Genomic DNA, 21192 nt, shown 5'->3' with positions numbered 1-21192 from the left:
GCTGGATGCGCCCCGCCTCCTTGTTCACTACCACTGGATGTGCGACTTGGCACGATTCAAGGTGTCTACCCAGACCTTATCATCAGTAAAGGCCTGAATTTTGATGGTTTCTGTGTTAGGGAACAGGCTAAACCAATCAGTTTGCAATTCGGTGAAGGCTTGCGGGGTTTGGCAAACGAATTGGTAGTTCGCTGATAAGGTGTTGTGGTTACCGTGATCATGCCCATGATGCTCATCGTGGCCGTGGTGCTCGTCGTGGCCGTGGTGCTCGTCGTGGTCATGTTGCTCATCGTGGCCGTGGTGCTCGTCGTGGTCATGTTGCTCATCGTGGCCGTGGTGCTCATCGTGGCCGTGGTGCTCATCGTGGCCGTGATGCTCATCGTAGTCGCTAAAACTGCTGGTGACTTTGGCCTCGACCAGCTGGCAATTCGCCGCTTCAGCAAGCTGGAAGCGTTTCCCACCATCACGCAGCAGCGCATAAACATCTTCAAGTGTTTGCTGGTCGGCGGCATTTTTCGGGTGGTGCTCAAACCCAACCACATCATGGCCGGGTGCGGTCAGTTCAATCAGCACACGCTCACCGTCTTGGGCAAGGCTTGCCGTGACTTCACCGTGCACATGGGCATCGAACGACTGATAGTTGGCTTCTTCGGCGAGCGTGGCTGTGGACGCGGTTGCGATGGCCATGGCGATAACATTGGGTAAAAAACGCGTTTTCATTGGGTTCTCCTAGTGAATAAATGGGTTAAATCATTGCGGTATTTATTCGACTAGGTGGGTCGCGCGCCGAAAAGGCGATGGCGATGTGGTAAGCACGTGGTGGCTTAGAAAGGGTAATAATTGCGTTGACCACATAGGTGGGCGCAGGTGCTGTGACAGCATAAGCTAAGAGGGCGGGTGGCACCAAGTGGCAGGCGCTGCAGTGCTCACTGTGATGCGTTGGAGTGAAAGTATCGAGGTGATGATGCCCCCACAGCCCAGCTTGGCTGAGCAGCAAAACAAACAGCAGATGGACGATCAATCGCCGAAACATACCAACTTCCGCGCCATATAAGTAATGTGATAACATAACAATTATCATCATCAACGCCAAGTATTGAATGGCAGCGCGGGCTGTCCCCGCGCGCGGTTGTTATTGGTTGACCAGTTGGGTGACTAAGCTGACGACTTGATTCACTTCATCGGCACTTAATTTGCCTTCTTTGACAAAACGTACTGAGCCTTTGTCATCCAATACAGCAATTAACGAGCTTTCTTCTTTTAGGCGCCACGCTTCGGCAACACTGCCGTTTTCGTCGAGCACGATAGAAGACCAACTAAACTCGCGTTTACTGTCTTCGGCTGATGATTTCACAAAACCCCCGGTGCCCCACATGGCATCATCTTGGTTAATGATAGTGGTGGTTTGGTAGCGAGCGTCATCAAAGTCTGCGGCTGTGATGGCTTCCATTAACGGCGCGTTCATTTCTTTGGCACTGCTGCGTCCGGCGATAGCTTGGATCACGCGCACCTTGCCTGGCAATTGCTCGGTTTGCCAGTCTTGATAGACGATATCGTCGCCATTGAGGGTCAATTCGCCATGCTCGGCGACCTTGGCTGAAGGTAAAGGTGCACCATTTTGGATCGTGTGCGCCATACTGGTGCCAGAGAATAACGCAAAGACGAGAGCAAGTAGGGTGGTTTTTTTCATTATTAATCATCCATGTTTGTGGTCACTATTTGGCATCAGGTGCCAAGTTATCTATGGTTACGCCAGACGGTGATTTGTGCCAAGTATCTAAGGTGAATCCGTGCGCAAGATCGGAATTTTATCCGGTGATCTTAAAAAGCCTTGGCTCGTCATCGATCAAACGAGGGAACTTTTGGTGTTGTGTTGCCTCTAACACTGTGTTGGTCACCTTGGCAAGGTGGCACTTTGCTTGCTTAGCTTTGTACGCGGAGATGGTTAGATAATCTTCTGCTCTCCATGGTGGTAGCTCATATTTGCTGTGAACAGTGAATGAATAGGGTTACCGTTTCGGTCTGTTAATCAGACTTTGTTGAGAAAAAAGAAAGGGATCCTTATGCTTCGCATCTTTCGTCAATATCGACCAACCCAGATTGCGCGGTATGTGAAACGATTTTTTAAGGGCCGACTCTATATCGAAGGTGTAGGCGCGTTTGAGTTTGATGGTGGCCGTTTACTGCCGCCGGGACACAGTGACAAACGAGCGTTATCGGTAATGACCGAGGTGAATAAAGAAATCAAAGCCATGGCCATTACCGCATAAACATCGCCACACTGAAAAAACACGTCCAACCGGACGTGTTTTTTTATGCCTCACCCTTCAGCCATGGTTGATGATGAATGGCTGAGCACCAATGGTTTACTGCGGGGGGAAACAAACACCTGTGCCACCTAAGCCGCAGTAGCCTTGTGGATTTTTGTGCAAGTACTGCTGGTGGTCAGTTTCCGCGAAATAGTACGCGCCAGCGGGTGCGATCTCAGTGGTCACCGTATCTGGCTTACCCGCCTCTCTCAATGCCGCCTGATAGGTCGCCAGACTCGCCTCGACGCTGGCTTGGTCCGTTGGATCGCAATAGTAAATTGCGGAACGATATTGCGGGCCGACGTCATTGCCTTGACGCATGCCTTGAGTCGGATCGTGGTTTTCCCAGAACACTGCAAGTAGGGTGTCTAAACTCACCACTGACGGGTCAAAAATCACGTTAACGACTTCGGCATGGCCGGTTTGCCCTGTGCACACGTCTTGATAACGCGGATGCTGGGTGACGCCGCCACTGTATCCGACTGATGTCATGACTACCCCTGGCTGTTGCCACCACTTTCGCTCGGCCCCCCAAAAACAGCCCATACCAAAAATAACCTGTTTTTGACCGGCCGCTGGCGTGGCCGTGATAGGCTGATTAAATACCGCGTGCGGTTCGGTTGGAATAATAGGATCGGTGCGATCGGCTATCGCATTGTCAGGTTGGGTAAAGGAAGATTGCATCGACATAGGCATCCTTTGACTGCTGTGATGGAAAAGCGCAACGCGTGCTGCTTTGCGCGTTAATGGTTGGCGTCAGGCATGGCTCCCGCATCTTGTGATCAACATGGTACTGGCATCCATCCCCGCTCAACACGTAATATGGCAAGATATCATCAATTTAGCCGGGCGACACCCGGGTAACGGATCTCACTGTATGAATATACGGCTACTCCCGCTATTCGCGATCGCTATCAGCTTGATGGCTAGCGTTGCTCGTGCGGATGTCGACATTGATATTGAAGGGCTAGACGGCATTGCACAAGACAACGTCGAGACCTATCTCGCGGCGATTGCCCCAGAAGAGCGAGATGGCTCCTACCGATTTATAGCCCGGGTCGAAAAAGATGTGCGCAAAGCGCTGCAAGCGGTGGGCTTTTATCAACCCAAGATCACCACGCGAATGGATGAAGACGCCACGCTGGAGGTCAAGGTTGACCCAGGTAAACCCGTTCGCTTGGCACAAGTGGATGTGGTGTTCAATGGCGAAGCTAATATGGATGATGACTTTCATGCTCTCATCGCCCAAGGGCCTCAGCCGGGCGCGAGGCTCAATCACAGTGATTACGAGACGCTAAAAAGCCAGATTCAAAGTTTGGCAGTGAAAAAGGGATATTTTGATGGTCGCTTTACGCAAACGCGATTAGAGGTTGCCCCTGATCGTCAGCAGGCCTTTATTCGGCTTCACTTTGCCAGTGGTAAGCGCTATCACTTTGGTGCGATTCGCTACCAAGGTGCGCAAATTCAGTTGCAGCGTCTCGACACTTTACGTGATTTTTCTCCAGGCGAGCTGTATCGCGTGTCGGTATTGGGCGAGTTTAACCAAGCTCTCGCGAATACCGGTTGGTTCGCCAGTGCCTTGGTGCAAGCGGACATGGAAGAAGCCGATGACAACGAAGTGCCGATCAAGGTGACGCTCACCCCTGAAGCACGCAACAAGTTTGAAACCGGGATTGGGTACTCCACCGACATTGGTCCGCGGTTCAAGTTTAACTGGCGAAAGCCCTGGTATAACTCACGCGGCCACAGTATCACCACATCACTGGCGATTTCTGAGCCCGAACAGACGCTAACCTCGACCTACAAGGTCCCCTTGGAGGATGTTTCCCGCGAGTATTATCAAGTGCAGTTAGGGTTACAAAATACCGATCAACGCGATACCTCCAGCCTCGAGGTGTCCACTTCTGTCTCTCGCCATTGGCTGTATGATACCGGCTGGCAACGCAGTGTCTCATTGCGCTGGCTATATGAAAACTACACCCAAGGGCAAGATGAAGACATCGTTAGCGTGGTGCTGCCTGGGATCAATTTCACTCGCACCCGCGCTCGCGGTGGGTTAATGCCGCATTGGGGAGACAAACAATCTATTACATTGGAAGCAGCTGATCCGGTTTGGCTGTCCGACATCAGCTTGGTGCGCTTACAAGGGCGGAGTGCGTGGATTCGTAGTCTGAATAAAAACCATCGCGGCTTATTACGCGTTGATGGTGGCGCTTTGATTTCTGAAGAATTTAGTGAAGCGCCACCATCGTTGCGTTTTTTCGCCGGGGGCGACAACAGCATTCGTGGCTATGCCTACGAAACTGTTTCCCCGCGTGACGATAGCGGTCAGCTAAGTGGCGCGCGCTATATGTTAACCGGTACGTTGGAGTATCAATATCGCCTCGGCGGCAACTGGTGGTGGGCGTTATTTACCGATGGCGGTGATGCGTGGACCAGTCATTTATCGTGGAAGCGTGCGGCCGGTACCGGTATTCGCTGGTCATCGCCGGTCGGCCCGATTCGTCTTGATGTCGCACATGGCTTTGATAATGACGATGATGATTTTCGTGTACACCTTACCTTGGGGCCTGAGTTATGAGTCGCTGGTTCGTCAGGCTAACGTTTATTGCGTTAATTGCTCTTTTTTCATTGGTGGGGCTGGTGGCGGCCGCACTTTTTACTCCGGTGGGTCTGCAAGTGGGCCTGTGGGGCGCGCAAAAAGCCTTGCCAGCGTTATCGGTCGATGAGGCCGAAGGCAGCCTGCTGACCGGCTTTATTCTGCAAGGGGTGCGCTATAAGGATGCGCAGCTGCAACTGAACGCCAAACAGCTGAATCTTGTTATTGAAGGTAAGTGCTTACTGACGCCTGAGCTTTGTATTGACCAATTGGCCGTCGAAGGGGTCAGGCTCGATATTGATTTGCCCGCGAATAAGGAGGATACATCGTCGGAAGACGTATCCACGTCGGTTATCCACGCGCCGTTGCCTGTTCACATCAATGCCTTTGCCTTTAAGGATGTAGCGATTCAGGTCGCTGGACAGTCGGTGAGTTGGCACCAACTGCAAGGTGGCGTGCATTTTGTGGGTGATACGTTAACTGTATCGCCGACCGATTGGCAGCAGTTGGTGGTGAGTCTGCCGAGCAACACCGAGCCTCAAGAAAGTACCGACCAAGCGGTCGGCAAACCGGATAGCGCGGTGGCAAGCACGCCATGGCATTACCCAGGCCTGGAATTACCCACGGTGGCGCTGCCGCTGGCTATCGAGGTGGAGCAGCTTCGCTTGCAAGATACGCGGATTGAAGCGGGCACAGTACAAACCCTCTCAGCGTTATCTTTGGCGGGTAGCGTTCGAGGCAGTGCGGTAACCATTGATAGCTTCTCAGTGACCGCCCCCCAAGGCACGGCAAGCCTTGCGGGTGATATTACACTCGAGGGTGAGTACCCACTGACCTTGCAAACCCAGTTGACCACTCATCTCGCCCCGCTTCAAGGCCAAGCCTTATCACTGTCGGCTTCAGGAAGCCTGGCCGCGCTTGAGCTAAGCGCGAATGCGCGCGGTCCGGTGACGGCGACACTGGAAGGAGAGGCAAACCTGCTGGCGGCGAACTTACCTTTTGCGGTGCAATTGGGTAGCGAGGCATTGACGTGGCCGCTGACGGGGGAAGCGATCGCGGCATTACGCGAGCTACAATTTCACGCCGATGGGGATTTGTCCAACTATCAGCTCGGCTTACAAACCGGCATCGAGGGCCCTGACGTGCCAACCACTCAGCTGAATCTTGCCGGCCAAGGCAGCCTGACGGCGCTGACCCTCTCGCAGCTGGAGGCCAACACGCTCGGCGGCAAGGTGGCTGGCCGTGCCAGCGTAGATTGGTCCAGCGTGCCTTTTTGGCAAGCTGAGTTAGGCTTTGCCAACATTCAACCTCAGCAGCAATGGCCAGAGGTGACGGGAGATTTAACCGGTGCAATCAGCCACCGTGGCCGCTTAACCGCCCAAGGCGGCTGGGATGTGTCGGTGCCCACGTTGGTGGTGCATGGCGAGTTGCAAAAACTGCCGCTAGCGGTCGCGGGCGCGCTCAATGCGCATGATCGTGATGGCGATGGTCAGCCGAGCGTGTCAACACCGGGATTGACGCTGTCACACGGTCCCAACCAAGTAACGGCGCAAGGGCAAGTGCGTGATGAGTGGCAAATGGGGCTCTCGGTCGATATTGCCGATTTGTCGCAATCCTTGCCCATGCTCACTGGTGTGATCCGTGGCGATGCGCGACTGAGCGGGCCGTTTGCACAGCCAACCGCAAAGTTGGCACTCCATGCTAAGCAGCTGCGTTGGCAAGATGTGCGCATTAATCAGCTAACGGTAGACGGCAATCTTGCCGTGAAAGACCGCTTGGGTGGTGATCTGACGGTATCGGTATTGGGCGGGCGCTATCAAACCGTGCGTTTAGATAACCTCGATTTAACCGTGCGCGGTGATGAAGCCGCCCATCAGCTGGATTTGCGCTGGCAAGGTGCTCCAGCTTCTGGCGGGCTGCGCATTGAAGGTGCATTGTCGCGAGACACAGGCTGGCAAGGAAAGTTACTCGATACATCGGTGAGCGTGGAAGATCTTGGCGACATTGTGCAGCAAAGTGCAGCACCGATTACGCTCCGTTTCGCCGATATGCAAACTGAGGTTGGCGAGCATTGTTGGCAGTGGCAAGCGACCTCTTTGTGCTTATCGCAACCGGCGACAATCGGCGCGCAAGGGGAGGTGGTTGCCAAGATTGAAGGCTTTGAAGCCGCGCAAATCGCTGCCTTCTTACCGCCGGAATGGCAACTTGATACACGTGCCAATGCCGCGGTTCATGCACGCTGGCAGCCTGACGTCTCGCCGGATGTGCAAGCCTCGATTGATATCGCGGATGGTGATGTGCGCCAGCAGGCCGACACACCACTGGTGATTGGCTGGCAGCATGCCAATCTCAATGCGCGTTGGCATCAGGATAAATTGCAAGGCGCGATGGCGCTGACATTGTCCGAAGGAGGCACCCTAGCCTCGGCCTTTACCTTGACCGATCTGTTGGCGCCAAGTCGCTCCTTATTGGGGGAGGTGACGGTCAATGACGTTCAACTCGCGACACTCGAACCTTTGCTGGGTAGCGATCAGCAAGCAGATATTAATGGTGAAGTGAACGCTAACTTGCGGATGGAGGGGCCGCTGACCTTGCCGAATGTGTATGGCGGGCTGACGATTGACGCGTTGCGAGTCAAAGGCTTGGCTTCACCTGTCGATGTGAACGATGGGCGGTTAGCACTCACGGTGGATGGTAAACAAGGCAAGGTGGAAGGCGAGCTGGTGACACCGGATGGTGTGCTGGCACTTAACGGCGATGGGCAATGGCCCAGCATGGATGACTGGCGCTTTGGCTTAAACGTGGCTGGGGATACCTTACGCGTCAACGTGCCGCCCATGGTGCGGCTGGATGTGGCACCTGACCTCACGGTATCGGCAACGCCGCATGATATGACTATTCGGGGCGATATTCGTGTGCCTTGGGGGCGGATTGAAGTCGAGAATCTGCCCGAGTCTGCGATCACGGTCTCGGATGATACGGTCTTGCTGAAAGAGAACTATGTGCCAGAGGATATTGAGCAAAGTGAATCTGTGCCCTTTAATTTACAGACTGATGTGCGACTGGAGCTGGGGCAAGATGTGCAATTAGCGGCGTTCGGACTGAAATCGCGTTTGGCAGGAGCGCTTAACATCAAAAACAATCAGCAAGGTGCCTTAATTGTGGGGAATGTGAGCCTGCTGGACGGTACTTACCGCTCGTTTGGCCAAGACTTGCTGATTAAAAAGGGCGAGATCTTATTCAATGGCCCCGCTGATCAGCCGTATTTGCAGGTGGAAGCGATTCGAAATCCTGAACGCATCGAAGGGGATGTCACAGCAGGGATCCGTTTAACGGGGCCCGCCGATGACCCGGTTGCTGATGTGTTTATGGATCCGGCAGGCTCGCAGGCAAACGCCCTGTCTTATTTGTTACGTGGCCGCGCGCTTGATGCCGGCGCCGGTGATGCCAATATGACCTCGATGCTGATTGGCTTGGGCTTAGCGCAAAGTGGCAAGCTAGTGGGTGAAATCGGTCAAGCGTTCGGTGTGGAAGATCTCACTCTTGATACCGCTGGTGCTGGTGATGAGCAGAAAGTAGAAGTATCGGGTTATATCCTGCCCGATCTAGAGGTGAAATACGGTGTGGGGATCTTCGATGCGATAGGGGTGTTTACGGTGCGCTACCGATTGATGCAAGACCTTTATCTCGAAGCGGTCTCTGGGGTGGATCAAGCGGTGGATTTGCTCTATCAGTTTGAGATCAAATAGAAAAAAGCCCGCGAAGGCTCGCGGGCTTATGTGTCATTGACGCGGAGGATTACTGCTTTGCGCGCTCAAATGATGACAGGATTTCGTCTTTTGCCGCCTGGGCATCTTCCCAGCCATCCACTTTCACCCACTTGCCTGCTTCTAGCTCTTTATAGCGCTCGAAGAAGTGCGTGATTTGGGCTTTTAGCAGCTCAGGTAGGTCGTTCACGTCTTTCACGTGATCGTACTCTTTGGTTAGCTTGCTGTGCGGTACGGCGATCACTTTCGCATCTTCACCCGACTCGTCGGTCATTTTCAGCACGCCAACAGGGCGGCAGCGGATCACTGAGCCTGGTACCAATGGGAAGGGAGTGGGTACCAGCACGTCGACAGGGTCACCGTCCAACGACAAGGTGTGGTTCACATAGCCATAGTTACATGGGTAGAACATAGGCGTTGCCATGAAACGGTCAACGAAAACGGCGCCGCTGTCTTTATCGACTTCATACTTGATAGGATCGGCGTTAGCTGGGATCTCAATCACCACATAAATATCTTCAGGCAGCTCTTTGCCCGCAGGGACCTGGTTCAGGCTCATGGGATGTCCTTTTGTTTAATGAAAAAGTGTGTGCCAATTATAACCGCCAAGCGTGAAAATAACAGAGGCGACCGTGTTGGCCGCCTCTTTATCATGGAAGACTGTCGTTAGGTGTCTATTTTGCGCTTATTCGTCGTCATGATCCGGATAAGCGTCGAGATACTCCTCGACTTTATCGACCATATTGCTCGAGCCAACAAAGAATGGGACGCGCTGATGGAGCTCATTCGGAGCGATGTCCATGATTCGCTGGGTGCCATCGGTTGCTTTGCCGCCGGCTTGCTCGATAATAAACGCCATCGGGTTGCACTCATACAGCAAGCGCAGTTTGCCATTGGGGTAGGCGAGCGTGCTGGGGTAGAGGTAAATGCCGCCCTTTAGCAGGTTACGGTGAAAGTCAGCGACCAAGGAGCCAATATAACGCGACGTGTAAGGACGTTTCTCTTGTGGGACGTTTTCTTGACAGTATTTGATATATTTTTTGACGCCTTGCGGGAACTTGATGTAGTTCCCTTCGTTAATCGAGTAGATGTTGCCGTCTTTAGGAATGGTCATGTTTTCGTGAGACAGGCAAAACAGGCCGAGGGACGGGTCATAAGTGAAACCATGCACACCATCACCGGTGGTGTAAACCAACATGGTCGATGAGCCGTAAATGATATAGCCGGCGGCGACTTGGCGGTGACCGGACTGGAGAAAATCTTCTTCGGTGGGCGGTGTCCCCACAGGCGAGACGCGGTGGTAAATGGAGAAAATGGTGCCAACAGAGACGTTAACATCAATGTTAGAGGAGCCATCAAGTGGGTCAATCAACACCACATATTTGGCATTACGGTTAAGCTGTTTATTAAAAATAACCGCGTCATCTTCTTCTTCACTGGCCACGCCACACACTTGGTCGCGCGCTTCCATCGCGGCTTTAAATTTTTCGTTGGCATAGACGTCGAGTTTTTGCTGCTCTTCGCCTTGTGCGTTTTCCGTCCCAATCGCGCCGGCAATGTCGACTAAGCCGGCTTTGTTGATTTCACGGTTAACAATTTTGGCGGCCAGACGAATCGAGGCGAGAAGAGAAGATAAATCGCCGCTAGCATGCGGAAACGCGTGTTGCTTCTCAACAATGTACTCGCCGAGGGTCTTAATGTCGGGCATTCTCAATCCTTAATGATGATGAACTGTCTTTCTTGTGCAATCGGATACATGGGCAGTGGGCTGCCTCTTGGAATCGCCGCTATTCTAGCTTTCGTGACTTTTTAATCGTACTGAAGAAATGAATCAGGCGAGGGAAGTGTGATCGCGACATAAAAACCATGTCAGATGCGCGCAAGCGATAAGACCCAAGCGTTAATCCGAGGCATAATAAACGCCTGCGCCAAACGGCAGGCAATCAACAATACAGTGAAGGCTATGCATATTCATATTTTAGGCATCTGCGGGACTTTTATGGGTGGCGCAGCCATGCTGGCAAAACAACTTGGGCACACGGTGACGGGCTCTGATAGCCATGTTTACCCACCGATGAGCACACTACTGGAGTCTCAGGGAATCGATATTATCGAAGGCTATGACCCTGCCCAACTATCGCCTGCACCTGACTTAGTGGTGATTGGCAATGCCATGAGTCGAGGCAACCCTTGTGTTGAGGCGGTCCTCAATCAAGGGTTGCCTTATACTTCTGGCCCGCAATGGCTGCACGACTTTTTACTGCAAGACCGCTGGGTGCTGGCGGTATCTGGCACTCACGGAAAAACCACCACCGCGAGTATGCTGGCGTGGATTTTAGAAGACTGTGGTTATCAACCTGGCTTTTTGATTGGTGGGGTGGCGAGTAACTTTAACGCGTCGGCGCGATTAGGAGAGAGCCCGTTTTTCGTGGTGGAAGCCGATGAATATGACAGTGCGTTTTTCGATAAGCGCTCTAAGTTTATTCATTACCAACCGAAAACTTTGGTGATCAACAATCTTGAGTTCGATCATGCTGATATTTTTGATGATCTGGCGGCGATCCAGAAGCAATTCCACCATGTGGTGCGTACCGTGCCAGGGATTGGGCAGATTATCGCCCCGTCAGACGATGCCAATGTCACGGATACCCTCGCCATGGGATGCTGGAGCGAGTGTGTTTATGCGGGCCCGGATGGTCAGTGGCAGAGTGTGAAAAAAGACCCGGCTGGCAGCCAGTTTGATGTGTACTTTGCCGGTGAAATCGTGGGGACGGTGAGCTGGGATTTGGTCGGTGACCACAATGTGCGTAATGCCTTGATGGCCATCGCGGCAGCGCGTCATGTGGGGGTGACCCCGGACTTTGCTTGTCAATCGCTCGAACGATTTATCAATACCAAGCGTCGGCTTGAGTGGCGCGGTGAGCAAGCCGGCGTCACTGTGTATGACGATTTTGCCCATCATCCAACGGCGATTCGATTAACCCTTGAGGGGGTGCGCGCGAAAGTAGGCAGTGGCCGTATTTTGGCGGTGTTAGAACCACGTTCCAATACCATGAAGCAAGGGGTGCATAAAGACACCTTGGCAGCGTCATTAGCCCGTGCGGACGCGGTGTTCTTGTACCAACCGCAAGGGCTGGATTGGTCGCTCGACGCGGTGGCGGACAGTTGCACCCAGCCTGCGCACATCCATGCCGATATTGAAGCCCTTGTTACTGCGCTGTGCGAGCAAGCCCAAGCAGGCGATACCGTGCTGGTGATGAGCAACGGCGGCTTTGGTGGCATTCATGACAAGCTGCTAACAGCTCTGGCGAGTAAGGAGGCGGTTTATGGCGGATAAACGAATAACCTTGGCGTGGACAGGCGCATCCGGTGCGCCCTACGGCCTACGTTTGCTCGAGTGCCTGCTTGCGCAAGACTATCAGGTTTTCTTATTGATTTCGTCGGCCGCACGTGTGGTGTTGGCGACCGAGCATGGGCTGAAGTTGCCCGCCGGGCCGGATGCGGCGAAAAAGGTGTTAGTGGAACACTTACAATGCCACACCGATAAGCTGGTGGTGTGTGGCAAAGAGGATTGGTTTTCGCCTGTTGCGTCTGGGTCTGCGGCGCCGAAGCAAATGGTGGTGTGTCCCTGCTCGGCAGGCTCGCTATCGTCCATTGCGCATGGGTTGTCCGATAACCTGATTGAGAGAGCTGCCGACGTGGTGCTTAAAGAGCGCGGACAGTTGCTATTGGTGGTGCGCGAGACACCGTTTTCGACCTTGCACCTAGAGAATATGCACAAGCTGTCGCAGATGGGGGTAACGATTATGCCCGCCGCGCCAGGCTTTTATCATCAGCCTCAGTCAATTGACGACTTAGTGGACTTTATGGTGGCGCGCATTTTGGACCACTTGGGGGCAGAACAAACCTTGGTGCCGCGCTGGGGCTATGATCAACGCCAGCGGTAATAAATGTTCAGGCACGCCGATGCGTGCCTGAACCGTATGGTTAAGGTTTTAACACCATCACATGGACACTCGCACCCTCGAGCACTTTGGCGGCGACTGAGCCCAGCATCATTTTATTGACGCGTGAGCGCTTATGGCTTGGCATCACAATCAGATCGCAGCCGATGCGCTCTGCCGTTTTAATGATCCCCTTGTAGGGCTTGCCTTCTTCAACAGAGACCTGACAGGCCACGCTTTTGGGGACGTATTTATCCGCAAACCCTTGTAAGTTGCGCTTCATGTCGCGTTTCATTTTATTGGCAGCTTCTTCAGGGAAGTAAGAGGCGACCATCGAATTGTGAATGCCGGGCAGTACAGTGAGCAGGTGTATTTTGGCCCCTGACTGGCTGGCGAGCCAAACGGCGTGATCCACTGCGGTATCTGCAAAGCTTTCGTCGTTCAAATCAACGGGAACCAAGATATGTTTATACATAGCGATATCCTTTGCGCTTATAAAAGAAAGGGGCACGTGTTACACACGTCCCCCTGTTATTAGGCTTGGCGAATACGACGGCGTTGATTCCACCCCAACAATGCCAATAGCAAGAGGGTGGGGACAAACACCCACTCTTTCCATGGACGGACATTATCAACCGTCACCGTTTTGATTTGCCAGTCAAAATCGATGCCCGCTTTGTCAGCGTCACTGCCAAACTGGATCATATCCACCAACAACTTGTCATCTTCCTCACGAAGCATTAAGCCTGTGTCGTTAATGCGGGCTTCACCGCTTTCAAGGCTATGATCCACGGGCAGAACCACGTGTTTGGAGACTTGCTCACCAAAGAAGTTTTCCCCTTCCACTTCAAGCTGCAGCGGCTTTCCTTCTGGTAGCTGCTCCGCTACACGGGTGATCTCTGTGCCTGGGAAGCTGGTGGTCGGTGGATACACTTCGTCCCACCAAAACCCTGGGCGGAAGAGGGAGAAGGTGATTAACAACAGCAGCGCGGTTTCCCACCATTTGTTCTTGGTCATCCACCAACCTTGTGTCGCGGCAGAGAAAGCCAGCATGGCTATTGTCGCCGACACAATGGTCAAAATCAGGTGGAAGGGGCCATCGAGATCGAGCAACAACAACTGAGTGTTGAAGATAAACATAAATGGCAGGATGGCGGTGCGAATATCGTAGGTGAAACCTTGCACACCGGTGCGGATGGGGTCGGATTTAGCGATCGCTGCCGCCGCAAAGGCAGCCAGCCCCACCGGGGGCGTGTCATCGGCAAGGATACCAAAGTAGAACACAAATAAGTGCACCGCGATCAGTGGAATGATCAGCCCTTGTTGTGCACCTAAGGTAACAATGACCGGCGCCATCAGGGTGGAGACCACGATATAGTTGGCGGTAGTCGGCAGCCCCATCCCTAATAGCAAGCTGATGACCGCGGTGAACAGCAGCATCAGGAAGATGTTACCGCCGGAGATGAACTCGACGAAGTCTGTCATTACCAAGCCGATACCGGTGAGTGTCACCGTACCCACCACGATCCCGGCCGCTGCGGTGGCGACACCGATACCGATCATGTTGCGCGCACCAGTAACAAAGGCCTCGGCTAAGTCTGTCACCCCGTCACGGATCTCTTCTTTAAAGTTGTTACGCTGGTTGAAGTAGGCAATCAGCGGGCGCTGGGTGAGAATGATAAAAATCATAAACACAGTCGCCCAAAACGCAGACAGGCCTGGCGAGAAGCGCTCGACGGTCAAGCACCATACCAATACGCCGATTGGCAGCAGGTAGTACAAGCCTGAACGCACGGTGGGGCCCGGCTCTGGCACTTCGGACAAATCGGCCGCCGCGGGGTCTTCCGCTGCTTGCGATTTATACTGGGCGGAGTAGCGTACTAAAAGTACATAAGCCACCAAGGTGAGGATACCGATGACTACGGTTGCCATGGCGCCAAACACATCCTTGGTCCAACCAATGCCGTAGTAAACCGCGGCGCTGAGCACCAGCAAGCCGACAAATACCGTCATGAATGAGAACAGTTTTTGTAATACCGTGCTGGTATGGCGGCGTGGTAAGCCTTCCATACCGGCTTTACAGGCCTCTAGGTGCACGATGTAAATCAGCGCAATATAAGAGATCAGTGCAGGAAGTAGCGCGGCTTTAATCACCTCGACGTAGGAAATCCCCACGTATTCCACCATCAAGAATGCGGCAGCGCCCATAATCGGCGGAGTCAGCTGGCCATTGGTCGACGCGGCAACTTCCACCGCCCCGGCTTTATGGCTCGGGAAACCCACGCGTTTCATCAGTGGAATGGTGAAAGTCCCGGTGGTGACGACGTTGGCAATCGATGAGCCCGAGACCAAGCCTGAGAGGCCAGAGGCCACGACCGCGGCTTTCGCAGGACCGCCGCGCATATGGCCTAATAGTGAGAAGGCCACTTTAATAAAATAGCCACCGGCGCCGGCACGGTCGAGGAGTGCGCCAAAGAGCACAAACAGAAAGACGAAAGAGGTAGATACCCCCAGTGCTACGCCAAAGACGCCTTCAGTCGTCAGCCACAAGTGTGACATGGCTTTGTTCAAGCTTGCCCCTTTGTGAGCGATGACATCCGGCATGTAGGGGCCGGCAAAGGTGTAGAGTAAGAAGACACCAGCCACCACCATCAATGGAGGGCCAAGGGCGCGGCGTGTTGCTTCCAACATCAGAATCATGCCGATGGCGGCAACCGTGATATCAAACGAGGTGTAAGCACCAGCGCGATCAGCAAGCTGATTGTAAAAAAGGAAGAGATAACCTGCGGCTAAACTACCTACGAGCGCAAAAACCCAATCGAGCAAGGGAACGCGATCACGGGGTGAGGTTTTACGCGCGGGATAAGCGGTATAAGCCAAAAACATTGCGAACGCTAAATGGAGCGAACGTGCTTCGGTATTATTGAGTACGCCAAAGTCGAGCGCAAAAGGTAGCGGTGACGCATACCAAAGCTGAAAAAGGGACCAGCAAAGTGGTACCAGCCAAAGAATACGTCCTGATAGTCCATGCGGTGATCGTGCGCCTGTGTCTGCTTGCGCCACCATGTCTTGCACATCAGGAGACGATTGATGTGTCTTCGTCATGCAGTTTGTCCTTATTATCATATGCACCGCTGATGCGGCTACAGTGTCCCGAGAAATGCATACCCGGTTGCGTCACTCTCCATGAGCGACTCGCCTGTCTGCAGCCCACTGCTACGTTCGCAGTATAATTGACGTTTAACGAAAGCGTGAACAGTGTGTGGCAGCTAAAAGCAGATAGTAACAGAGGGGTATCAAAAAATTAAAACGATGTTATCGCTTTTGCTTTCGTTGTGGCGACTCAAAAGTAAGACAGGGCAGGTAGGCAGCGGCTTCACGCTGCCTGATAAAGGAATCAATAATGATATTCAAAGAGATCACACACGGCCTCAAATAAGGCTTCTGTGCTGGTACCGCGGGTGGGTGTGATAAAGATGGTGTCGTCTCCAGCCACTGCTCCTAGGATACCTTCAGCCTTGCCCAGAGAGTCAAGTAGGCGAGCGATGAGTTGCGCCGCCCCTGGCCCCGTATGGATCACCACCACAGCCTCATTATAGTCAATTTCCATCACGAGCTCGCGCAAGGCGCTGCCAGTGGTTGGGACACCGAGTTCAATCGGTAAGCAATAGACCATTTCCATTTTGGCGTTGCGGGTACGCACAGCGCCGAACTTGGTCAACATGCGTGATACTTTCGACTGGTTGATGCCCTCAAATCCTTGAGCACGTAGGGCTTCGACAATCTCACCCTGAGAACTGAACTTTTCTTCTTTGAGGATCGCTTTAAACGCTCGAACCAATTGGTCTTGTTTTTCTGAGTTACGCATGACGGCAGACTCGCAATGACAAACGAGTGGCTATTTTGCATATACATGCAACGAGGGGCAATCACTGAGGGTGTAAAATGGCGACAATATCACTGTTGCTGACCAGACACCCCGCGACAACGAAAGGGTGGGATAAAGGGAGAGCGAAAAAATGAGAGCTTAGGCTGATCATCACCGCCTGAGGCTTGAGTGGGGGTAGGGGCGGGCATATGATGAAGCAACAGTTCGCACCATTGATGGGCGATTTGTGCCCGAACAGAAGCCGGACCGGATCCGGACTATAAGAAATATCGAAAGGAGAACGACATGAAAGTTGCTGTGATTGGCGCCGCGGGAGGCATTGGTCAGGCTCTAGCCCTACTGCTAAAAAACAATTTACCAGCCGGTTCCGACCTGGCTTTGTATGATATCGCTCCTGTTACGCCAGGTGTGGCGGTTGACCTCAGTCATATCCCCACGCCGGTCACCATCAAAGGCTACAGCGGCGAAGACCCAACGCCAGCACTTGATGGGGCTGATGTGGTATTAATCTCTGCGGGGGTGGCCCGTAAGCCGGGTATGGATCGCTCTGACTTGTTCAATGTAAATGCTGGGATTGTTAAGTCATTGGCGGAAAAAATCGCCGATGTCTGTCCAAAAGCCTGCGTAGGCATTATCACTAACCCAGTGAACACCACGGTGGCGATTGCCGCGGATGTACTGAAAGCCAAGGGCGTGTATGACAAAAACAAACTGTTTGGCGTGACCACGCTGGATGTGATCCGCTCTGAAGCCTTTATCGGTGAGCTGAAAGGCATGGATCCACGTGAAGTGTCTATTCCTGTTATCGGTGGCCACTCGGGCGTGACCATTCTGCCGCTATTGTCACAAGTAAAAGGGGTGACGTTTAGCCAAGAAGAGGTTGAAGCCTTGACTCCACGCATTCAAAACGCTGGCACCGAAGTGGTGGAAGCCAAAGCCGGTGGTGGTTCTGCGACCTTGTCGATGGGTCAGGCTGCATGCCGTTTTGGTCTATCGCTGGTCCGTGCCCTGCAAGGCGAACAAAACGTGGTGGAATGCGCGTACGTTGAAGGCAGTGGCGAGCATGCCCGTTTCTTTGCTCAACCCGTACGTCTAGGCAAAGAAGGGGTCGACGAGATCCTAAGCATCGGTGAGCTCAGTGCCTATGAGCAACAAGCGATGGACAAGATGCTAGAAACGTTGCGTAAAGATATTAAAATGGGCGAAGAGTTCGCGGCAAAATAGTGGGCAATTCGACATTGGTGAGAGAAGCGGCGCAACAGCGCCGCTTTTTATTTTGGCTAGGGGCTTATATTGAGCTAGGTGTTGCGGTCAACTGCTAAATGCGCCAACGCCACTAAGGCGTGTTTATACGGGGTATCTGGCAGCGTATCGAGCGCACGGATCGCTTTTTCTGATTCCTGCTCGGCACGTTTTCGCGTATAGGCGAGAGAGCCGCAGGCGTCCATACAGGCCAGAATCGCCTCGAGTTTATCGCGGCCATTGCCTTTTTCGATGGCGGCACGAATCATCGCCGACTCTGCCTCAGACCCATGTTGCATGGCGTACAACAAAGGCAATGTCGGTTTGCCTTCGGCGAGATCATCGCCCGTTTGCTTACCCATTTCATCGTCAGCGCTGGTGTAGTCAATCACATCATCAATTAACTGGAACGCCGTCCCGAGGTAACGGCCATAGTCTTGAAGGGCTTTCTCCGTCTCCGCGTCCGCCTCGTTAAGAATCGCGCCAATCTGGGTGGCTGATTCAAACAAGCGCGCCGTTTTAGAGTAGATCACCTGCATGTAACTGGTTTCTGTGGTATCAGGGTCGTTACAATTCATCAATTGCAGCACTTCCCCCTCAGCAATCACATTGGTAGCCTCACTCATTAAATCCAGAATGCGTAACGAGCGCAGGCTGGTCATCATTTGAAACGAGCGGGTATAAATGTAGTCACCGACTAACACACTGGCCGCATTACCAAACAAGGCATTGGCCGTTGCGTTACCGCGACGCAAATCGGATTCATCGACCACGTCATCATGGAGCAAGGTGGCGGTGTGAATAAACTCAATAAACGCGGCGGCGGTGGTATGTTTGTCACCGTGATAACCAAGCGCACGCGCCGCTAATACAGCGAGCATCGGGCGCAGTCGTTTACCACCGCTATTGACGATGTAAAAGCCGAGCTGATTGATTAGCGCGACATCAGAGTTTAGCTGGGCGAGGATCTTTTGATCGACCTGCGCCATGTCGTCACTAATTAAGGCTTGGATTGATTTGAAATCCATGAATATATCCGGGCGTTGTCCTAGTTACTTGCCTGCCGAGCTAACGAAATAAATCACAACTCACTAGCAGCAAGAGGCGAAATATTGCATGTTAATACGTTCAGAATGGCGTGAAACCTTCGTCAGTATCGGCACCAGAGCGGGTATTTAGCTTCGCATAGTACACCAGATAACAGGCGACGAGATAGCGCTCACACAGGGAAAATGTGCGGGAATTAATGCTGAGCACCTTTTCACCAATTTTCTTGCTTTCCCCTCTTGCCTCAAATCAATTTCTGCCGTAGAATTCGCGCCCTATTGATGAATTATATGCGCACCCCTTGTTGCTCAATAATGCAGCAGGCCGTGCGGAAATGCGGAGTAAAACATGTACGCAGTTTTCCAAAGTGGTGGTAAGCAACACCGAGTAAGCGAAGGCCAGACTATTCGCTTGGAAAAGCTAGACGTTGAAACTGGCGCAAGTGTAGAACTTGACAAAGTATTGCTAGTGGCAAACGGCGAAGACGTTAAAGTTGGCGCGCCTTTTGTTAGCGGTGCAAAAGTAACAGCAGAAGTTGTTACTCACGGTCGCGGCGATAAAGTGAATATCGTTAAGTTCCGTCGTCGTAAACATTCTCGCAAGCACATGGGCCACCGTCAGTGGTTCACTGAAGTCAAAATCACTGGCATCAGCGCTTAAGAGTAGGAGAGAGAAGAGATGGCACACAAAAAAGCTGGCGGTTCTACTAAAAACGGCCGCGATTCAGAAAGTAAACGCCTAGGTGTTAAACGCTTCGGTGGTGAGTCTGTACTAGCAGGTAACATCATCGTTCGTCAACGTGGTACTAAATTCCACGCAGGCAATAACGTAGGTTGCGGTAAAGACCACACTCTATTCGCTCTGTCTGATGGCAAAGTGAAATTTGAGACCAAAGGTCGTCATAACCGTAAATTCGTTACTATCGAAGCTGAATAAGCTTCAACGCCAAGCGAATTTTTGAAGCCCTGCCTTTTGGCGGGGCTTTTTATTGTGTCTGGTGATCACCGGTCAGTGAGCGTCTGATCAGAGCAGCACAGAAAAGCGGTCAAAACAGAAAAATGATCCTAAGATCGATAAGATCGCCATTCACTAATCTGGGATAAAACTAATTGCAATAAACGTGCGTTTTAGCGATTGGTGCGGAGAAGTTAGCATGAAGTTTGTAGATGAAGCGATTATTCGCGTCGATGCCGGAGACGGGGGCAATGGCACCGTTAGCTTCCGGCGGGAAAAATATGTCCCTAAAGGGGGCCCAGATGGCGGTGATGGCGGCGATGGTGGTGACGTCTATCTGCTGGCCGACGAAAACCTGAATACCCTGATCGATTACCAGTTTGAGCGCTTTCATTCTGCGGCTCGTGGCGAAAACGGTCGCGGTGGCAACTGTACCGGTAAACGGGGCGACGACTTGGTGCTGAATGTTCCGGTGGGCACGCGCGCCATCGATGAAGATACCGGTGAAGTGATTGCCGATTTAACCGAGCATGGCATGCAGGTAATGGTGGCCAAAGGCGGGTTTCACGGCTTAGGCAATACCCGATTTAAGTCGTCCATCAACCGCGCCCCACGACAAAAAACCATGGGAACCAAAGGCGAAGTTCGTCAGCTGCGTTTGGAGTTGTTGCTGTTGGCTGATGTGGGGATGTTGGGCTTGCCGAATGCGGGTAAATCCACCTTTATTCGTGCGGTATCCGCGGCGAAACCGAAAGTGGCTGATTATCCTTTTACCACCTTGGTGCCAAGCTTAGGCGTGGTCCGTGTAGCGGCTGACAAGAGCTTTGTGGTGGCCGATATTCCAGGCCTGATTGAAGGTGCGGCGGATGGCGCTGGGTTGGGTATCCGCTTCTTGAAGCACCTAGAGCGTTGCCGCGTCTTATTGCACATGATTGACTTGCTGCCCGTGGATGGTACCGATCCGGTCGATAACGCGTTCACCATTATTGATGAGCTGAACCAATACAGCGAAAAGCTGGCGGATAAACCGCGTTGGTTGGTGTTTAATAAAGTGGATTTGATGCCGGAAGACGAGGCGCAGGCGCAGATTGACCGCGTGCTTGAGGCATTGGCGTGGGATGACAAATACTATGCGATATCTGCGATTAATAAAGCGAACGTCCAACCGCTTATTTACGATCTGATGGCGTCGATTGAAGCGCTACCCGCGCCGAAACCTGAAGTTGAGCCGGAAGATGAGACAGTGGCGTTTAAGTGGGATGATCACCACGAACAGCAGCTCAATCAAAGTGATGACGACGATGATTGGGACGACTGGAACGAAGACGACTACGATGTCGAGATCATCTACAAGCCTTAATCTTATAAAGCCGTTACTGTTGTAGCGGCTTTTTTTATCTCCGACGTGGCGATAATCTGAGCACAACTTTATTTGCATCAA

General features: G+C 52.7%; 19 protein-coding genes. 10 read left to right on the top strand and 9 right to left on the bottom strand.

Annotated elements, in window-relative coordinates:
- Positions 1-27: 27 nt before the first annotated feature.
- Positions 28-720, bottom strand: coding sequence for a zinc uptake protein ZrgA (gene zrgA, locus BZG73_RS04020; RefSeq protein ID WP_077667661.1), 693 nt, complete (start codon positions 718-720; stop codon positions 28-30).
- Positions 721-907: 187 nt separating this feature from the next.
- Between zrgA and BZG73_RS15995 the strand changes: the two genes are divergently transcribed.
- Complete coding sequence (locus tag BZG73_RS15995) at positions 908-1054, top strand: hypothetical protein (protein WP_158075265.1); 147 nt, start codon at positions 908-910, stop codon at positions 1052-1054.
- Between the two features lie 78 nt (positions 1055-1132).
- Here the strand turns inward: BZG73_RS15995 and BZG73_RS04010 are convergent, their stop codons facing one another.
- Entirely contained in the window at positions 1133-1690 is a 558-nt protein-coding gene (locus tag BZG73_RS04010; protein WP_046074298.1) for a YtfJ family protein, read from the bottom strand.
- Positions 1691-2063: 373 nt separating this feature from the next.
- Here BZG73_RS04010 and BZG73_RS04005 point away from each other — a divergent pair, with 373 nt between their 5' ends.
- Positions 2064-2270 (top strand): DUF1107 domain-containing protein, encoded by a 207-nt coding sequence (locus BZG73_RS04005; protein WP_025673598.1) that lies wholly within the window; start codon positions 2064-2066, stop codon positions 2268-2270.
- A 96-nt stretch (positions 2271-2366) separates the two neighbouring features.
- Here the strand turns inward: BZG73_RS04005 and msrA are convergent, their stop codons facing one another.
- On the bottom strand, positions 2367-2999 hold the full coding sequence (gene msrA / locus BZG73_RS04000) for a peptide-methionine (S)-S-oxide reductase MsrA (RefSeq protein ID WP_407690277.1): 633 nt from the start codon (positions 2997-2999) through the stop codon (positions 2367-2369).
- Positions 3000-3186: 187 nt separating this feature from the next.
- On the opposite strand from msrA, the gene tamA reads away from it, so the two are divergent.
- Positions 3187-4890 carry an autotransporter assembly complex protein TamA gene (gene tamA / locus BZG73_RS03995; RefSeq protein WP_235606014.1) on the top strand — a complete coding sequence of 568 codons (1704 nt, stop codon included), beginning with the start codon at positions 3187-3189 and terminating at the stop codon, positions 4888-4890.
- On the top strand, positions 4887-8657 hold the full coding sequence (tamB, locus tag BZG73_RS03990; RefSeq protein WP_077667658.1) for an autotransporter assembly complex protein TamB: 3771 nt from the start codon (positions 4887-4889) through the stop codon (positions 8655-8657). Before tamA ends, tamB begins: the two co-directional genes overlap by 4 nt.
- 49 nt (positions 8658-8706) lie before the next feature.
- Here the strand turns inward: tamB and ppa are convergent, their stop codons facing one another.
- Together ppa and fbp are read right to left on the bottom strand one after the other, a co-directional pair.
- Entirely contained in the window at positions 8707-9234 is a 528-nt protein-coding gene (gene ppa, locus BZG73_RS03985; RefSeq protein WP_046074295.1) for an inorganic diphosphatase, read from the bottom strand.
- A gap of 126 nt (positions 9235-9360) precedes the next feature.
- Positions 9361-10383, bottom strand: a complete 1023-nt coding sequence (gene fbp, locus BZG73_RS03980; RefSeq protein WP_077667657.1) for a class 1 fructose-bisphosphatase — start codon at positions 10381-10383, stop codon at positions 9361-9363.
- A gap of 255 nt (positions 10384-10638) precedes the next feature.
- Between fbp and mpl the strand changes: the two genes are divergently transcribed.
- Positions 10639-12012, top strand: coding sequence for a UDP-N-acetylmuramate:L-alanyl-gamma-D-glutamyl-meso-diaminopimelate ligase (mpl, locus tag BZG73_RS03975; RefSeq protein ID WP_077667656.1), 1374 nt, complete (start codon positions 10639-10641; stop codon positions 12010-12012).
- Positions 12002-12622, top strand: a complete 621-nt coding sequence (locus BZG73_RS03970; protein WP_046074292.1) for a flavin prenyltransferase UbiX — start codon at positions 12002-12004, stop codon at positions 12620-12622. The genes mpl and BZG73_RS03970 overlap by 11 nt, the downstream gene beginning before the upstream one ends.
- A 40-nt stretch (positions 12623-12662) precedes the next feature.
- Here the strand turns inward: BZG73_RS03970 and BZG73_RS03965 are convergent, their stop codons facing one another.
- The 3 genes from BZG73_RS03965 to argR all read right to left on the bottom strand — a co-directional run bounded on the left by BZG73_RS03965 (position 12663) and on the right by argR (position 16487).
- Positions 12663-13094: a universal stress protein gene (locus BZG73_RS03965; RefSeq protein WP_046074291.1), complete on the bottom strand. Its 432-nt coding sequence runs from the start codon at positions 13092-13094 to the stop codon at positions 12663-12665.
- Positions 13095-13153: 59 nt separating this feature from the next.
- Positions 13154-15724: a TRAP transporter permease gene (locus BZG73_RS03960; RefSeq protein ID WP_077667655.1), complete on the bottom strand. Its 2571-nt coding sequence runs from the start codon at positions 15722-15724 to the stop codon at positions 13154-13156.
- Positions 15725-16016: 292 nt separating this feature from the next.
- Positions 16017-16487 carry a transcriptional regulator ArgR gene (argR, locus tag BZG73_RS03955; protein WP_046074289.1) on the bottom strand — a complete coding sequence of 157 codons (471 nt, stop codon included), beginning with the start codon at positions 16485-16487 and terminating at the stop codon, positions 16017-16019.
- Positions 16488-16793: 306 nt separating this feature from the next.
- On the opposite strand from argR, the gene mdh reads away from it, so the two are divergent.
- The gene (mdh, locus tag BZG73_RS03950) at positions 16794-17732 is read left to right on the top strand and encodes a malate dehydrogenase (protein ID WP_046074288.1); all 939 of its coding nucleotides are present in this window, start codon (positions 16794-16796) and stop codon (positions 17730-17732) included.
- Positions 17733-17806: 74 nt separating this feature from the next.
- On the opposite strand, the gene ispB is transcribed toward mdh, so the two are convergent.
- Positions 17807-18778: an octaprenyl diphosphate synthase gene (gene ispB, locus BZG73_RS03945; RefSeq protein ID WP_077667654.1), complete on the bottom strand. Its 972-nt coding sequence runs from the start codon at positions 18776-18778 to the stop codon at positions 17807-17809.
- Between the two features lie 367 nt (positions 18779-19145).
- On the opposite strand from ispB, the gene rplU reads away from it, so the two are divergent.
- The 3 genes from rplU (at position 19146) to cgtA (ending at position 21111) form a co-directional block, all read left to right on the top strand.
- Positions 19146-19457 (top strand): 50S ribosomal protein L21, encoded by a 312-nt coding sequence (rplU, locus tag BZG73_RS03940; protein WP_046074286.1) that lies wholly within the window; start codon positions 19146-19148, stop codon positions 19455-19457.
- An 18-nt stretch (positions 19458-19475) separates the two neighbouring features.
- Positions 19476-19733: a 50S ribosomal protein L27 gene (rpmA, locus tag BZG73_RS03935; RefSeq protein WP_046074285.1), complete on the top strand. Its 258-nt coding sequence runs from the start codon at positions 19476-19478 to the stop codon at positions 19731-19733.
- Positions 19734-19950: 217 nt separating this feature from the next.
- A complete protein-coding gene (cgtA, locus tag BZG73_RS03930; protein ID WP_046074284.1) occupies positions 19951-21111 on the top strand; it encodes an Obg family GTPase CgtA in 1161 nt (386 codons plus the stop codon).
- The last annotated feature ends 81 nt before the right edge of the window (positions 21112-21192 follow it).

Origin of the sequence: Salinivibrio siamensis, assembly GCF_001996005.1 — a bacterium.
In the GTDB taxonomy this organism is placed as follows: Bacteria; Pseudomonadota; Gammaproteobacteria; order Enterobacterales; family Vibrionaceae; genus Salinivibrio; species Salinivibrio siamensis.
The sequence above is the reverse complement of the archived record's forward strand: the minus strand, read 5'-3'. Positions and strand labels throughout refer to the sequence as shown.

What these genes read in the sequence shown, in the direction of transcription:
- zrgA (WP_077667661.1), bottom strand. Translation starts at nt 720, where the DNA reads ATGAAAACGCGTTTTTTACCCAATGTTATCGCCATGGCCATCGCAACC.
- BZG73_RS04010 (WP_046074298.1), bottom strand. Translation starts at nt 1,690, where the DNA reads ATGAAAAAAACCACCCTACTTGCTCTCGTCTTTGCGTTATTCTCTGGC.
- BZG73_RS04005 (WP_025673598.1), top strand. Translation starts at nt 2,064, where the DNA reads ATGCTTCGCATCTTTCGTCAATATCGACCAACCCAGATTGCGCGGTAT.
- msrA (WP_407690277.1), bottom strand. Translation starts at nt 2,999, where the DNA reads ATGTCGATGCAATCTTCCTTTACCCAACCTGACAATGCGATAGCCGAT.
- tamA (WP_235606014.1), top strand. Translation starts at nt 3,187, where the DNA reads ATGAATATACGGCTACTCCCGCTATTCGCGATCGCTATCAGCTTGATG.
- tamB (WP_077667658.1), top strand. Translation starts at nt 4,887, where the DNA reads ATGAGTCGCTGGTTCGTCAGGCTAACGTTTATTGCGTTAATTGCTCTT.
- ppa (WP_046074295.1), bottom strand. Translation starts at nt 9,234, where the DNA reads ATGAGCCTGAACCAGGTCCCTGCGGGCAAAGAGCTGCCTGAAGATATT.
- fbp (WP_077667657.1), bottom strand. Translation starts at nt 10,383, where the DNA reads ATGCCCGACATTAAGACCCTCGGCGAGTACATTGTTGAGAAGCAACAC.
- mpl (WP_077667656.1), top strand. Translation starts at nt 10,639, where the DNA reads ATGCATATTCATATTTTAGGCATCTGCGGGACTTTTATGGGTGGCGCA.
- BZG73_RS03970 (WP_046074292.1), top strand. Translation starts at nt 12,002, where the DNA reads ATGGCGGATAAACGAATAACCTTGGCGTGGACAGGCGCATCCGGTGCG.
- BZG73_RS03965 (WP_046074291.1), bottom strand. Translation starts at nt 13,094, where the DNA reads ATGTATAAACATATCTTGGTTCCCGTTGATTTGAACGACGAAAGCTTT.
- BZG73_RS03960 (WP_077667655.1), bottom strand. Translation starts at nt 15,724, where the DNA reads ATGACGAAGACACATCAATCGTCTCCTGATGTGCAAGACATGGTGGCG.
- argR (WP_046074289.1), bottom strand. Translation starts at nt 16,487, where the DNA reads ATGCGTAACTCAGAAAAACAAGACCAATTGGTTCGAGCGTTTAAAGCG.
- mdh (WP_046074288.1), top strand. Translation starts at nt 16,794, where the DNA reads ATGAAAGTTGCTGTGATTGGCGCCGCGGGAGGCATTGGTCAGGCTCTA.
- ispB (WP_077667654.1), bottom strand. Translation starts at nt 18,778, where the DNA reads ATGGATTTCAAATCAATCCAAGCCTTAATTAGTGACGACATGGCGCAG.
- rplU (WP_046074286.1), top strand. Translation starts at nt 19,146, where the DNA reads ATGTACGCAGTTTTCCAAAGTGGTGGTAAGCAACACCGAGTAAGCGAA.
- rpmA (WP_046074285.1), top strand. Translation starts at nt 19,476, where the DNA reads ATGGCACACAAAAAAGCTGGCGGTTCTACTAAAAACGGCCGCGATTCA.
- cgtA (WP_046074284.1), top strand. Translation starts at nt 19,951, where the DNA reads ATGAAGTTTGTAGATGAAGCGATTATTCGCGTCGATGCCGGAGACGGG.